Source organism: Chryseobacterium sp. CBo1 (assembly GCF_001693475.1).
In the GTDB taxonomy this organism is placed as follows: Bacteria; Bacteroidota; Bacteroidia; order Flavobacteriales; family Weeksellaceae; genus Chryseobacterium; species Chryseobacterium formosense.
On sequence record NZ_MAUH01000067.1, the window covers coordinates 84,600 to 98,462 of the forward strand.

The 13,863-nt window shown below is 35.1% G+C and carries 15 protein-coding genes; 9 read left to right on the plus strand and 6 right to left on the minus strand.

Annotation, left to right across the window (positions count from 1 at the left end; genetic code table 11):
• Nucleotides 1-8 precede the first annotated feature (8 nt).
• The 6 genes from BA768_RS19115 to BA768_RS19140 all read left to right on the plus strand — a co-directional run bounded on the left by BA768_RS19115 (nucleotide 9) and on the right by BA768_RS19140 (nucleotide 6,276).
• Complete coding sequence (locus tag BA768_RS19115) at nucleotides 9-467, plus strand: DUF1801 domain-containing protein (protein ID WP_065722032.1); 459 nt, start codon at nucleotides 9-11, stop codon at nucleotides 465-467.
• A complete protein-coding gene (locus BA768_RS19120) occupies nucleotides 442-1,095 on the plus strand; it encodes a YiiX/YebB-like N1pC/P60 family cysteine hydrolase (protein WP_065722092.1) in 654 nt (217 codons plus the stop codon). Before BA768_RS19115 ends, BA768_RS19120 begins: the two co-directional genes overlap by 26 nt.
• A gap of 250 nt (nucleotides 1,096-1,345) precedes the next feature.
• Entirely contained in the window at nucleotides 1,346-1,651 is a 306-nt protein-coding gene (locus BA768_RS19125) for an NIL domain-containing protein (protein ID WP_047482325.1), read from the plus strand.
• Nucleotides 1,652-1,757: 106 nt separating this feature from the next.
• Complete coding sequence (locus BA768_RS19130; protein ID WP_034673138.1) at nucleotides 1,758-2,309, plus strand: LemA family protein; 552 nt, start codon at nucleotides 1,758-1,760, stop codon at nucleotides 2,307-2,309.
• A gap of 2 nt (nucleotides 2,310-2,311) precedes the next feature.
• Nucleotides 2,312-4,264 carry a DUF2207 domain-containing protein gene (locus BA768_RS19135; protein ID WP_065722033.1) on the plus strand — a complete coding sequence of 651 codons (1,953 nt, stop codon included), beginning with the start codon at nucleotides 2,312-2,314 and terminating at the stop codon, nucleotides 4,262-4,264.
• An 11-nt stretch (nucleotides 4,265-4,275) separates the two neighbouring features.
• Nucleotides 4,276-6,276 carry a DUF2207 domain-containing protein gene (locus tag BA768_RS19140; RefSeq protein WP_065722034.1) on the plus strand — a complete coding sequence of 667 codons (2,001 nt, stop codon included), beginning with the start codon at nucleotides 4,276-4,278 and terminating at the stop codon, nucleotides 6,274-6,276.
• Nucleotides 6,277-6,522: 246 nt separating this feature from the next.
• On the opposite strand, the gene murA is transcribed toward BA768_RS19140, so the two are convergent.
• The 4 genes from murA to BA768_RS19160 all read right to left on the minus strand — a co-directional run bounded on the left by murA (nucleotide 6,523) and on the right by BA768_RS19160 (nucleotide 9,485).
• Nucleotides 6,523-7,830, minus strand: a complete 1,308-nt coding sequence (gene murA / locus BA768_RS19145; RefSeq protein WP_034673145.1) for a UDP-N-acetylglucosamine 1-carboxyvinyltransferase — start codon at nucleotides 7,828-7,830, stop codon at nucleotides 6,523-6,525.
• Nucleotides 7,830-8,483, minus strand: coding sequence for a DUF4290 domain-containing protein (locus BA768_RS19150; RefSeq protein ID WP_065722035.1), 654 nt, complete (start codon nucleotides 8,481-8,483; stop codon nucleotides 7,830-7,832). The genes murA and BA768_RS19150 overlap by 1 nt, the downstream gene beginning before the upstream one ends.
• A gap of 116 nt (nucleotides 8,484-8,599) precedes the next feature.
• The gene (locus tag BA768_RS19155) at nucleotides 8,600-9,013 is read right to left on the minus strand and encodes a thiol-disulfide oxidoreductase DCC family protein (protein WP_065722036.1); all 414 of its coding nucleotides are present in this window, start codon (nucleotides 9,011-9,013) and stop codon (nucleotides 8,600-8,602) included.
• Between the two features lie 13 nt (nucleotides 9,014-9,026).
• Nucleotides 9,027-9,485 (minus strand): heme-binding domain-containing protein, encoded by a 459-nt coding sequence (locus BA768_RS19160; protein ID WP_065722037.1) that lies wholly within the window; start codon nucleotides 9,483-9,485, stop codon nucleotides 9,027-9,029.
• A 205-nt stretch (nucleotides 9,486-9,690) separates the two neighbouring features.
• Between BA768_RS19160 and der the strand changes: the two genes are divergently transcribed.
• Together der and upp are read left to right on the plus strand one after the other, a co-directional pair.
• Entirely contained in the window at nucleotides 9,691-11,001 is a 1,311-nt protein-coding gene (der, locus tag BA768_RS19165; RefSeq protein WP_034673153.1) for a ribosome biogenesis GTPase Der, read from the plus strand.
• 169 nt (nucleotides 11,002-11,170) lie between these two features.
• Complete coding sequence (upp, locus tag BA768_RS19170; RefSeq protein ID WP_065722038.1) at nucleotides 11,171-11,821, plus strand: uracil phosphoribosyltransferase; 651 nt, start codon at nucleotides 11,171-11,173, stop codon at nucleotides 11,819-11,821.
• A 44-nt stretch (nucleotides 11,822-11,865) separates the two neighbouring features.
• Here the strand turns inward: upp and BA768_RS19175 are convergent, their stop codons facing one another.
• Nucleotides 11,866-12,552 (minus strand): alpha/beta fold hydrolase, encoded by a 687-nt coding sequence (locus BA768_RS19175; RefSeq protein ID WP_065722039.1) that lies wholly within the window; start codon nucleotides 12,550-12,552, stop codon nucleotides 11,866-11,868.
• A 94-nt stretch (nucleotides 12,553-12,646) separates the two neighbouring features.
• Nucleotides 12,647-13,300 carry a ComF family protein gene (locus BA768_RS19180; RefSeq protein ID WP_065722040.1) on the minus strand — a complete coding sequence of 218 codons (654 nt, stop codon included), beginning with the start codon at nucleotides 13,298-13,300 and terminating at the stop codon, nucleotides 12,647-12,649.
• Nucleotides 13,301-13,452: 152 nt separating this feature from the next.
• Here BA768_RS19180 and BA768_RS19185 point away from each other — a divergent pair, with 152 nt between their 5' ends.
• On the plus strand, nucleotides 13,453-13,836 hold the full coding sequence (locus BA768_RS19185) for an acyl-CoA thioesterase (RefSeq protein WP_065722041.1): 384 nt from the start codon (nucleotides 13,453-13,455) through the stop codon (nucleotides 13,834-13,836).
• Nucleotides 13,837-13,863: the final 27 nt, after the last annotated feature.

Consider the following 13,863-nt stretch of genomic DNA (forward strand, 5'->3'; position numbering starts at 1 on the left):
TTAAAACAATGCAGATTCCGGCAACATCAGCAGAAGATTATATCTCGCAAATTACTGAAGAAAGACAGGAAGTTTTCAAAAAAATGTTTAGTGTGATTACGGAAAATTTACCGGAAGGCTTTGAGCAAGGTATAAGTTACGGAATGGTTGGGTGGCAAGTTCCTTTAGAATCGTACCCGGAAGGTTATCATTGTTCTCCGGGCTCTGCACTCCCTTTTATGAGCCTGGCTTCTCAGAAAAACTTTATTGCGCTGTATCACATGGGAATGTATGCAAAACCGGAGCTTTTAGACTGGTTTGTGGCTGAATTTCCAAAGCATTCAAAAAGAAAACTGGATATGGGTAAATCTTGTGTCCGCTTCAAAAAAATGGATGATATTCCCTTTGAACTGATTGCTGAATTAAGTAAAAAAATGACTGTCGATGAATGGATCTCTATTTATGAAAGCAATTTTAAGAAGAAATAATTTTTTCAGTTCATTTTTAATTCTTGGTTTTCTGATTTTACTTTCAGGATGCAGAAGTTCGGTTTCATCAGGTTTAAAAAACGGAGATTTACTTTTTGTCACCGCTAAAGAATCAGGGTTGTCGGGAGCGATTAATAATGTCACTCAAAAGCAAAAAAAAGCTTCATTTGATCACATCGGGATTTTGCAGAAAGATAAAGATGGAACTTTCGTTCTTCATGCTGCTCCAAAAGGAGGCTCTCAAAAGCAGAATCTAAAAGATTTTTTAAAAGACCAATCTGATGACGGACAAAAAGTTGTGGTGTATCGTTTAAAACCTGAATTTCAGAATAATATTCCTGAAGCTATAGATAGAGCAAACTCAATGTTGGGTAAGCCTTACAATTTCAATTATATTTTGGATGAAAATTCTTATTACTGTTCAGATTATATCGAAAGAGCCTTCAGAAAGAATCATATCTTTAAGTTGGAGCCTATGACTTTCATCGATCCTAAAACAGGAAAAACCAATGCTTTCTGGGAAGAGTTTTACGCTAAAAAAAATCTCAAGGTTCCGGAAGGTGAGCCTGGATGTAATCCGAATGGTTTAGCTGCTTCAGACAAAATCGAACGTATCAAGGAATTGTAAATATCCTTTTTTGCCACGAATACACGAATGTATTTTGTTAAAATTAAGCAATATAATTCGTGTATTCGTGGCTTTTTTATGATGATTAGAAATTAGAGGAGCTGAAAAGCTTCTTTTTTAGTTAAAATTAAAAATTATTATCCTACTAATTTGGTGGACTAATATTTTTTTATACTTTTGTCAGGAATTAATGATTAAATATTTCAAAATGTAATTCAGAAACTACAGTACAAACCAAAATCTTTTAGTTATGATAACAGCCAATTTGCAGACATTATCAAAAAATGTAAACCTGAGCAAAAAAGAACTTATTTTAGAAGTTGAACTCAACGGGAAAGTAAAATTCGATGATCTTCTTAGCATTATTTACCAGCAAATGGGAATTTGCTACAAAGTTCTCAGTGCAAATGTGGAATACATGAACGGAAGCAATTTTGGATCATTTCAGCTATACATCAATGCAACACCGGAAGAATCTCAGCAACTTGAGTTTTTCCTGAATAAAAATAAACTCTTGAATACCACTGTTGAATATACCTGCAGAAAGTATTCATAACTGTAAGTCCATATATAGTTTGAGGAGCGTTCAATTTATTGAGCGCTTTTTTTATTCAATTATCCGAGAAAAAGATTATTTTTAATCTAAATTAAATTACAAAATTATGATCGCACTTATTATTGGTGGTGTTTTGGCTATTGTGTTGCTTTACGGAGTTTCTATTTACAATCGCCTTGTGAAACTAAGAAATCTTGTTCAGGAAGCATGGAGCAGTATTGATGTAATGCTTAAAAAACGTCATGATCTCATTCCGAATTTGGTTGAAACCGTAAAAGGCTATGCCACTCACGAACGTGAAACTTTAGAAAACGTGACAAGAGCAAGAAACCTTGCGGTGGGTGCAGATTCTGTAGAGGCAAAAGAAGCAGCAGAGAAAAACCTGAATCAGGCAATGATAAATCTATTTGCAGTTGCAGAACAATATCCTGATCTTAAGGCGAATTCAAATTTCCAGCAATTACAGGCAGAGCTGAGCTCAATCGAAAACGACATCGAAAAATCTAGAAGATATTACAACGGAACAGTGAGAGAAAACAATACTTTGGTAGAGTCTTTCCCAAGCAATATCATCGCCAATATGTACAAATTTGAAAAATCTAAATTCTTCGAACTTGATAATATTGCCGAAAGAGAAGTTCCTAATGTAAAATTTTAGAGATGAAAAAGCTTATAGCATTTCTTTTTCTCCTTTTTTTTTCTCTGGGGTTTTCCCAACATGCCGAAGATCTTGAGATTACTCCGCCTGCAGATGTAGAATATTCTCTGGGAACCGAAAGAATTATAAACTTTCATTCGAACATTGACGTTGATAAAAATTCAGGATTAAGCATTACCGAAAACATAAAAGTTCACAGTCTCGGGCAGGAAATTAAACGAGGAATTTTCCGTACACTTCCTTTGGTGAGAAATCTTAATGACCGCACTCAAAAGGTAAAATATAATGTAGTTTCCGTAAAGAAAAATGGAGTGGAAGAAGATTATCATGAGGAGATTGAAGATGGTTTTCTTAAAATATATATTGGGAATAAAGATATTATTTTAAGTCCCGGAGATTATGATTATGAAATAAAATACACCACAGAAAAGCAGATCGGTTTTTTCGAAAAGTATGACGAATTATACTGGAACGTAAATGGAAATGAATGGAATTTTCCCGTAGACAGCATTTCGGCAACAGTGAATCTTCCGCAAGGTGCTTCGATGATCCAGAATTCTTGTTACAAAGGAGCTTATGGCAGCAACTCTCAGGATTGTTTGGCTAAAATTATTTCTGATTATTCTATTGGGTGGGGTGCTAAAGATTTGAGTTCGGGTGAAGGCTTAACCATTGCCGTTGGTTTCAAAAAAGGGATCATGATTCCGCCACCTCCACCAACTTTTCTCGAAAAATTCGGGATTCTGATCGTAGGAATTGTCATTTTTCTAGCATTGTTGATATATTATTATACAACATGGAGGAAATATGGTGTCGATCCCGAAATGCCGACCGTTTATCCGCAATTCAATTCTCCGGATGATCTTTCACCGGCTTCTTTAGGATTTATCAATAGCGAAACCTTCAAAAATAAATATCTTACAGCGGCTTTGGTTAGTTTAGCGGTCAAAGGATATGTTCAGATTATCGAAAGTGAAGACTCGGGAGTTTTTGGTTTGTTTAAATCGAAAAAATTTACCGTTAAAAAGCTTAAAAATCAGGATCAGAACCTTCCGAAAGAAGAAGTTAGTTTAATGAACAGCCTATTTACAGGCGGTTTGGATCACGTAGAATTTGATGGGAAATATGATCCGAAAATCGAGCAGGCAGTTCGTAGTTTTGAGTCTGCACTTAAATTCCAGCATGATAAATTATTGAATGAGGGCAATAATACCCGCAAGATCTTTTTGCCATTAATTTTAATAACGATTATGTATGGTTTAGGATTATTTTTCAGTTTCAAAATATTTCCTGAAGGAGAAAAAGTCTTTGTTGGTGGAGTTTTATATGTAATTCTTTTGATTGCTTTCCTTATAACAGGATTTTTGTTTAAACTATATCCGGTTTTATTCAAAATTTTTCTGGTTATTCCGGCAGTGCTTTTATTTTCTTTGGGCGGATTGATGTTTACGTACAATGACTTTACCATTAATGATAATTTTAATATCTGTTATATATTCATTATTTTAGGATTTACCTCACTGATTATTTATCAGTTTCTCATCAGAAGACCTTCGGAAGAAAAGCTGAGGAAAAAATCTTTGATTGCCGGTTTTAAAATGTATATGGGAGCAGCCGAAAATCAACAGTTGAAATTTCACAATCCACCGGAAATGACGCCACAATCTTTCGAGAAACTTTTGCCTTTTGCAATGGTTTTAGGAGTTGATGAAATCTGGGGAAAAAAATTCGATGATTTGCTCAAAAAAATGTCTGCAACCGATTATCAGTCCAATTGGTATGTAGGTTCTACAATGAATCATTTTGCAATGGCAAGTGTTCTTAATTCTAGTTTAACACAATCAATACAGTCTTCGGCCACGCAACCTTCAAGTTCCGGAAGCAGTTCCGGATCAGGATCTGGTGGTGGATTTTCCGGCGGCGGTGGCGGTGGCGGTGGCGGTGGCGGCTGGTAAAATTTTGAATTATGAAAAATTCTATACAGATCATAGCCCTGTTGTTCTGCTTTCTTGTTTTTGCACAAAAGGAAGTGGTTGCATTACCTGTCGAGGCCGAAGAGCATACCGAAAATATTCAGGATAATGTTCAGCGTGAAAGAATTGTTTCTTTTATTGCGGATATTCATATTGCTGAAAATGCAGATGTCACTGTAACAGAAAATATAAAAGTTTACGCGAAAGGAAATGAAATTAAAAGAGGGATTTTTCGTGCTTTGCCGACAATTAGGAATATTAACGGAAGAAAAGAAAAGGTTGTTTATAAAATTGTTTCGATCGAGAAAGATGGCGTTTCGGAATCATATCACAAAGAAACCAAAAACGGAATTTTCACCATTTACATAGGTGATAAAGATTCTTATCTTCAGTCGGGATATTATACTTACAAAATAGTTTATAAAACACAGGATCAGATCGGTAAATTCAAAGGTTATGATGAATTTTACTGGAATGTGAACGGAACCGACTGGTCTTTCCCCGTCGAAAATATTCAGGCAAAAGTCCATTTACCGAATGGAGCAGATATTCTTCAGAATTCCTGTTATACAGGAGTTCAGGGAAGTACCGAACGAAACTGTACTGCTCAAAATTTATCTGCTACTGAAATTGTTTTTAATGCTAAAAATTTACAGGAACACGAAAATTTAACGGTAGCGGTAGGTTTTAAAGCCAATGTTTTAAAAGAGCCTTCAGGTTTTTCAAAATGGATCAGCAGAAACTGGCCAAGTCTTGCCTTAGTTTTTGTGAGTCTTTATCTTTTATTTTATTATTACACCAACTGGAAGAAATACGGTAAAGATCCCGAAAAGCCGGTTGTAATTCCGCAATTTAATGCTCCGGGAAATCTCTCACCGGCATCATTGGGTTACATTGATAAAGGAAGTTTTGAAACCAGCTTGGTAACAGCAAACCTGGTCGATCTCTCCATAAAAGGCTTTGTGGACATTGACGAAATAAAAGGAACGAAAGAATCTTATGTGACGAAGATTTTTAATATTAAAAAACTGAAATCACACGATTCTTCACTTCAAAATGACCAAAAACAGCTGATTCAAAAGTTATTTGGTAATAATAATCAGATTTCGGTAAACGGGTCTTTTAATTCTACCATTAAAAATGCCATTGAAGATTTTGAAAAATCGGTTACGAAATTAACGAAGAAGTATTTTGAAAAAATCAGCAATAAAAAGATCGTAACCAATGCATTGAAGATTATACTGGCTACATTTTTTGTTGCATTACTCATCAATTCCCTTATCACATGGGACTTCAAAATTCTGCTGATGGGATCAGTAATGCTGATTTTTGCAAGTCTTTTTGTTGCCTTACTAATCATTGTTTGGGAAGATGGTAAGAAATTGATTTTCGCTGTCATATTTTTCTTTGCGATGGCGCTTTTTGCTCCACTTTTGGTAATGGCGTTTGTTGAGAATGATGATGTTTCTTCTTTTGAATCCAACTGTTTTAAATTTCTGATATTTGGTGGTATTTCACTTCTTATTTTCAGGTATCTGATCAAAATGCCCACCAAAGAAAAAGTAAAAATGGAGGCTGAAATTGAAGGATTCAAGATGTATCTGAGTGTTGCCGAAGAAAACCAGCTGAAGTTTCATAATCCACCGGAAATGACGACCGATGTGTATGAAAAGTTTCTTCCGTATGCCATCGTTTTCGGAGTTGAAGGAATCTGGGGAAAAAGATTCAGAGATAAATTACAGGAAACGGTCGATGCGGGTGAAGAATCGTTTGCGAATGTTCAGAACAATTTTGAATATGGGTTTGCAAATTCTTTTACAAATTCATTAAAAGAAACTTCAGTAATGCCGGTCAGCAGTTTTTCATCATCTTCTTCCTCTTCTTCAGGATCTTCAAGCAGTTCATCATATTCCGGCGGATCAAGCTCAAGCGGCTCTTCAGGAGGTGGTTCTTCCGGCGGCGGTGGAGGCGGCGGAGGCGGAGGTGGTTGGTAACCTTCTTCCAAAATAATTTTTAATCTTTGTAGTAAAATACTGCAGTTAATTTTTAAAATCTTAAAAAATCAAATTCATTTTTGTTATTAAAAATTTAAAATCCTTAATGGTCAAAAATTAATTTTAAATAAAAAAAAAGCGTTCAGAAAATCAATTCTGAACGCTTTTTATATATTTGAAAGGAAATAGCTTTGGAATTAAAGACTTCAAAAACATCCATCTTCAAGCTCCCAGCTTTCAACCGAATTAAATTCTCTCAATATCTGCTCCGATCGCTTTCAATCTTCCGTCGATATTTTCATAACCACGGTCAATCTGTTCAATATTGTGAATGATCGATTTTCCTTCTGCCGAAAGTGCTGCAATCAAAAGTGCATTTCCTGCTCTGATGTCCGGAGAAACCATGGTTGTCCCGCGAAGCGGTGATTCCTGATTTAAACCGATAACCGTTGCTCTGTGCGGATCGCAAAGAATAATCTGAGCACCCATATCGATTAATTTATCAACAAAGAACAATCTCGATTCGAACATTTTCTGATGTACCAGAAGACTTCCTTTTGCCTGAGTTGCCACCACTAAAATGATAGAAAGCAAATCCGGTGTAAATCCCGGCCACGGCGCATCTGAAACAGTAAGAATAGATCCGTCGATAAATTTCTGGATTTTATAATGTTCCTGAGAAGGAATGTAAATATCATCACCACTTTGCTCAAGCTGAATTCCCAGTTTTCTGAAAGTATTTGGGATTACACCCAGCTGATTCCAGTTTACATTTTTGATGGTGATTTCTGATTTTGTCATTGCAGCAAGACCAATCCACGAACCGATTTCCACCATATCCGGAAGCATCGTGTGTTCTGTTCCGTTCAAATGAGCTACCCCTTCAATTGTCAATAAATTTGAACCGATTCCCGAAATATTTGCTCCCATTCTGTTCAGCATTTTGCAAAGCTGTTGTAGATAAGGTTCGCAAGCTGCGTTGTAAATTCTTGTTTTTCCTTTAGCTAAAGCAGCTGCCATTACGATATTTGCCGTTCCGGTTACCGAAGCTTCTTCCAAAAGGATGAATTTTCCGTTGAGTTCTTTAGCTTTTAATGAATAGAAATATTCTTCTTCATCATAATTAAATTCTGCTCCTAGTTCCACCAAACCTTGGAAATGGGTATCTAATCTTCTTCTTCCGATTTTATCGCCTCCCGGAGTCGGCATATAAGCTTCACCATAACGAGCCAACATTGGTCCCATCAACATAATTGAACCTCTTAGTTTGGCACCGTCTTTTTTAAACTCGTTAGATTTAATATAATCGAAATTGACATTGTCTGCTTTAAAAGTGAAATCTCCGTGACCATTTTTGGTTACTTTTACCCCAAAATCACCCAAGATTTCAATTAGTCTGTTGACATCGTGGATGTCGGGAATATTTTTAATTCTTACTTCTTCATCCGTAAGCAAAACGGCACATAAAATCTGAAGCGCCTCATTTTTTGCCCCTTGTGGAGTGATTTCACCTTGCAGTCTTTTTCCTCCTCTTATTTGAAATGTTCCACTCATTACCTTCTGTTATTCTTATGATTGTTGTTGTTAAATCTTCTTTTTGCGGGTTGGTTTTTGTTATTTGTGTTCTTATTGTTGTTATTCCTGTTGGTATTGTTAGCGTAGTAGATTTTGCTTTTCTCTAAGCTTTCAATACTGGTAAGGTCTAATCTGTTTTCTGAAAGTTCTTTCAAATGACGGAAAATCACATCATCTGTTACATGCTCTTTATTATAAACATTATAAGACTTCTTCATATTATTGGCAATCACTTCGATCAGGGCTTCTTTTTCGTCACCTGGTTCAAGTTCGATTGCTTTTTCGATGAGCTGAAGAATACTTTTCCCGTAGAATTTGAAGTCACCCTGAAGTTTTGGGTATTCCATTCTTTTGGGTTTTTCCTGAAGTTGTTCTTGGGTAGGAAAAGGGTAGGGAGAATCTACATCTAAGTCATAATTGGCAAGAATAAATAGATGATCCCAAAGTTTATGTTTATAATTTTCTTCGTCGCGTAATTGCGGGTTTCGCTGCCCCATAAAATCAATAATAGCCATTGCCATCTCGTTTCTTTCTTCTTTATCTGAAACTTCTTTGCAACGTTCAACCAACTGTTGTATGATTCTGCCATATTCCGGCATATTGAGCTGAGTTTTTTGGGTGTTGTATTCCATAGTCTGCAAATATATGGATTAATAAAAAATATGTTTTGAAAAACTTAATTCTTTATAAAAAATTAATAAAAAATTTTAAAATTTAATTATTAAAAAGCTTTTTATATCAAATAAGATCAGACTTCTATAAACTTTTTCCTCTGATGAGGTGTCGGCAAATAACATTTCTGATTGGCAATTTTCATTCTGTTTTTTGAAATAATATCGTACACTTTATCGCTCAGAATTCCCGGGATTATTTTCCCCAAAGCAGAAAGCTTGTAAATACCGCCAAGTAAACTGGCAATTTGTAATACTGCCTTTGATTTTATTAAATAATACTGATTCGGTTTCCATAAATACATCGTACTGAAAACTCTTGTTTCCAAGCCTCTTTCTGATAAAAACTTCTGGCCAAAATCCGATTGTAGTGAGGCAAACATAAACTGGTCTTTCCGGTCTCTCTCAAGAATCCATTGCACCCAGAAATTACAGATGCCGCATTCACCGTCAAAAAATACAATGTGCTTTTGTTCCCAGTTCGCCTGCATAATCTTTAGTTTTTTAATTCATTTTAAACTTTGTTTCCTCAATCTCTTTTTTGAAATACTTAATCAAATCCTGTCTTTGTGCATCGGTAAGTTTTGCATCCTGATGTCCTAAATAGTAAGATTCTAAAGGCATTTCATGTTTTTCAAGCATTTCTACACATTCTTCCATTTTACGAATCTGTCGTTTAGGTTCATAGGTTGCAAAAATAGAAAAGTTCAGATGACTTTTTCCTTCATTAATATGATTTTTCAACCACCATGAAGCCGGAGCAATACTTGAATACCAAGGGTATTGTGTTTCATTAGAATGACAATCATAACAAGACGTTCGGATTGTATTGGCAATTTCAGGCTGTATATTTTTAATACTGATAAAATCCATTCCTTTATCAACAGGAGGATTTGTCTTATCAATCGGAAAAAACTGAATGATCACAAAAGCAACCAGAATAATAATGAGTATTTTTTTCATAAATGTGAGATTTACAAAGATTTAATGTTTAAAACAAATCAAATGCCTAAAGATTAAATATAATAAATTTTATCAACTATTAGATTGTAAAAGAGAGATTTATAATCTCATTTTTCCTTACTAAATAATAAAGGCTTATCTTTGCAAAAAATTGGGCTCCAAAAGTTGGAGAAACCCATTAATAATTAAATTATTAAACATTTTTATGTCGAATATTGTCGCAATCGTTGGGCGTCCCAACGTAGGAAAATCCACGTTATTTAATCGTTTGTTAGAAAGAAGAGAGGCTATCGTAGACTCTACTGCAGGGGTAACCAGAGACCGTCATTACGGGAAATCTGACTGGAATGGAGTAGATTTTACCGTAATCGATACCGGAGGTTATGATGTAAATAATGATGACGTTTTTCAGGGTGAAATTTCAAAACAGGTTCAGTTGGCTATTGATGAAGCTACATCGATTATTTTTATGCTGAATGTAGAAGATGGTCTTACCGATACCGATTATGAGATCCATGAAATGCTTAGAAGGTCAAATAAGCCAACTTATATTGTTGTAAATAAAGTAGATTCGTCTAAAGAAGAACTTGATGCAACAGAATTTTATCAGCTCGGAATTGAAAAATACTACACACTTTCCTCTGCAACAGGTTCAGGAACAGGAGATTTACTTGATGATATTGTAAAAGATTTCCCGACCACAGATTATAAAGATCCTTTTGAAGGCTTGCCGAAAATTACCATTGCAGGACGACCGAATGTTGGTAAATCTACCCTAACTAATGCATTGCTTGATACCGAAAGAAATATCGTGACAGATGTTGCAGGAACTACCAGAGACAGTATTCAGACTTTATATAATAAATTCGGGCACGAGTTTGTATTGGTAGATACAGCAGGAATGAGAAGAAAATCTAAGGTTAATGAAGATTTGGAATTCTATTCTGTAATGCGTTCTATCCGTTCTATCGAATATTCTGATGTTGTGATTATTATGGTCGATGCAACTTTGGGATGGGAATCTCAGGATATGAATATTTTTGGTCTTGCTCAGAAAAACAGAAAAGGAATCGTGATTCTTGTAAACAAATGGGATTTGATCGAAGATAAGCACACGAATACGATCAGAGATTTCGAAAAATCGATCAGAGATAAAATTGGTCAGTTTAGCGATATTCCGATTCTTTTTGTTTCAGCTTTGACGAAGCAGAGAATTTTAAAGGCTGTAGAATTAGCAATGGAGGTCTACGAAGACCGTAAAAAGAAAATCAAAACTTCAAAACTAAACGAAGTAATGCTTCCGATTTTTGAAGCAACTCCGCCACCCGCAAACAAAGGAAAATATATTAAAATCAAATATTGTGTACAGCTTCCGACGCCGTCTCCACAATTTGTATTCTTCTGCAACTTGCCGCAATATGTAAAAGAACCTTATAAAAGATTTACTGAAAACCAATTGAGAAAACAATTCGGGTTTACTGGAGTTCCAATCGAAGTATATTTCAGACAAAAATAAATTACAAAAACCCTTTTAGATTCTGAGAGGGTTTTCTTTTTATTGTATAATTTTACAATTAATTTATCAGGAGGGTGGGCTTTAGCCCGCCTACATTAAAACAAAATCAATTTGGCTTTAGCCAAAACTTAGAAATATTAGTTAATTTAGGCTCAAATTTTTAATAATCATGACAGTAATCCTTTCAGAACAGTTTTCTTTGGTTAATTCTTGGATCAACGAATTGAGGAATATCGATGTTCAGCATGACCGAATGAGATTCCGAAGAAATATGGAAAGAATCGGTGAAATTGCAGCTTTCGAGATCAGTAAAGGTTTAGAGCAAAAAGAAATTGAAATTCAGACGCCATTAGATACAATCAGGGTAAAAGAAATCGCTGTTCAGCCGGTTATTACAACCATTCTCAGAGCAGGTGTTCCTTTGTTTGAAGGGATTTTGAATTATTTTGATAAAGCAGACTGTGGTTTCGTTGCTGCATACAGAAAACACGATGCCAACGATTATTTTTCAATCAAGCAGGATTATCTTACTTGTCCGAATATCGAAGGAAGACCATTGATCGTAGGCGATCCGATGTTGGCAACCGGAGCTTCTTTAATTGAAGCCATCAAAGATTTATTAACCAACGGAAATCCTTCTCAGCTTCACATCGTTGCTGCCATTGCATCAAGACAGGGTGTTGAAACGATCGAAAAAGCTTATCCCAACGCAAAAATCTGGGTTGGAGCTATCGATGAAAATTTAACTTCAAAAGGCTACATTACTCCAGGATTAGGTGATGCAGGAGATTTAAGTTACGGAGAGAAACTTCAGAGATAATTTTTGAATTAATATCAAAATATTCTTTACATTAAAAATTTAGATTATAAAAGATTCCAAAAATCTTTCATCATATTCAATAATAAATCTGGTCGTACTTTATCTATAGGATGTTTTGTGTCGGGAAGTACGGCTAATTTTGCACTCGGAAGACTTCTGTAAACCTCTACACTTTCTTCGAGGGTCACCATATTGTCTTTATCACCAACCATAATCTGAACAGGAATATGAATGGTTGCCAAATTACCTTTCAATGGTGGGTTTTTGCCCAGATCAATCATCATTTCAGCAATTTCAGGAAGCAGCTGTTTCCATTTTGTGCCATGTTGTTTTTTCAATAATTCGGCATATTTTGGAACTTTCTCGGCGATAACATCGGGATTAAGCATCTTACTTTCCTTGGTAGCCTGTTCTTCTGTCCAGTCGAATTTTGTTCCCAAAGTCATAATAGAATTAATGTTTTCGGAGTGCTTCAAAGCATAGCAAAGTGCAGCATAACCGCCCATGCTGTGACCAAAAATATAAACATTGTTCAATTTTTCTTGATTAATATATTCTTGTAACTCTTCAGTATATTTTTTAATAGTAATTCTGGTTTCCGGAATCTCACGATCTCCGTGGCCTGAAAATAAGGGTGTGTGAACTGTAAAATATTTTGAAAGCTCTTTTTTGAATGGTTCAAATACCTCGCTGTGACCTAAAGCTCCGTGTAATAAAATTAAATGTAACATCGTTATTCGTTTGACGGAAAATTAAGAAAAAAAGTTGAGAGTTGCTTTTGGTTAATAGTTTTTGATTGTCGGATTTCATATGTGATTTTTAAATCTAAATATCAATTGCCATCACAAGAACACTCACTTTATTATTGCCCGATTTCAAAATTTCCCAGGCAATCGTTGCTAAAGTGTTCCCTGTGGTAAAAACATCATCAATCAGCAAAATATGTTTCCCCGAAATATTCGTAGTCATTGAAAAGGTGTTTTCTGTTTCCAGACGGTGTTTTTTATCCTTTAAAGCCTGAGCTTTTGAGTAATGATTTCTTTTAATCAAATGATGATCAAAAGGTATTTTGTAAAATTCAGATAAAGTTTCTGTGAATACATGCAGTTGGTTGTATCCTCTTTCTTTTAATTTTTTAGAATGAAGGGGAACTGTAACAAATAAATCTGGTTTTTCATCTTTAAAATCTAATTTCTCGGTCGTCCATTCTGCAAGAATTTTTCCTGCCTTTTCTCTGCTTTTGTATTTTAATTCGTGAATGATTTTGCGGCTTAAGGTCTCTTTTTCAAACTGCATCAGCGAAAAGCAATGTTCAATGGGGAAAAGTAATTTGCACTTTTCTTTGAGGTAACTGTTTTCGAAGTAGCGATGATGGGTAAAATGGATCTGTTCAAAACAAAGCGTACAAACCAGAAGATCACCTTCAATAATTCGGTTGCAGCCAAGACATCGGTTCGGGAAGAATAAATCTAAAATCATTTGTGAATTGTGTAAAACGAAGATAGTTATTTTAGCTGAAAGCCGGAAACGATAATTTATGAAAAAAACTATTAAAATATATCATAAACTTCCAGCTTCATCACCCAACTTCCATCCAAAAATATTTATTTTTGAGTAAATATTTGAAGAAGATGAGTTTAGTCTACGAAAAGGAAATACAGGTAACAGAAGAGCATATTGACAGCAATAATCACGTAAATAATGTTCAGTATGTAAAATGGGTAGAAGAAATTGCCGGGGAACACTGGGATTTTGTAAAACATAAAATCGATTTTCCAAACGACATCTGGATGCTTCTCGATCATCATATTCAATACAAAAAGCAGGTTTATTTAAATGATACGATCACGATTAAAACGTATCCGAAAGCTCCCGAAGGAATCCGCCAACCTAGAAAAGTTGAGTTTTACTGTAATGATCAGTTGGTAGTGGATTCTTTGACGCTTTGGGTCTTCATCGATAAAGAAACTCAAAAAATTAAACGACTTGATAGTGATTGGCTAAATAAATTGTGATTTTTAATAAATATGATTACTTTCGTT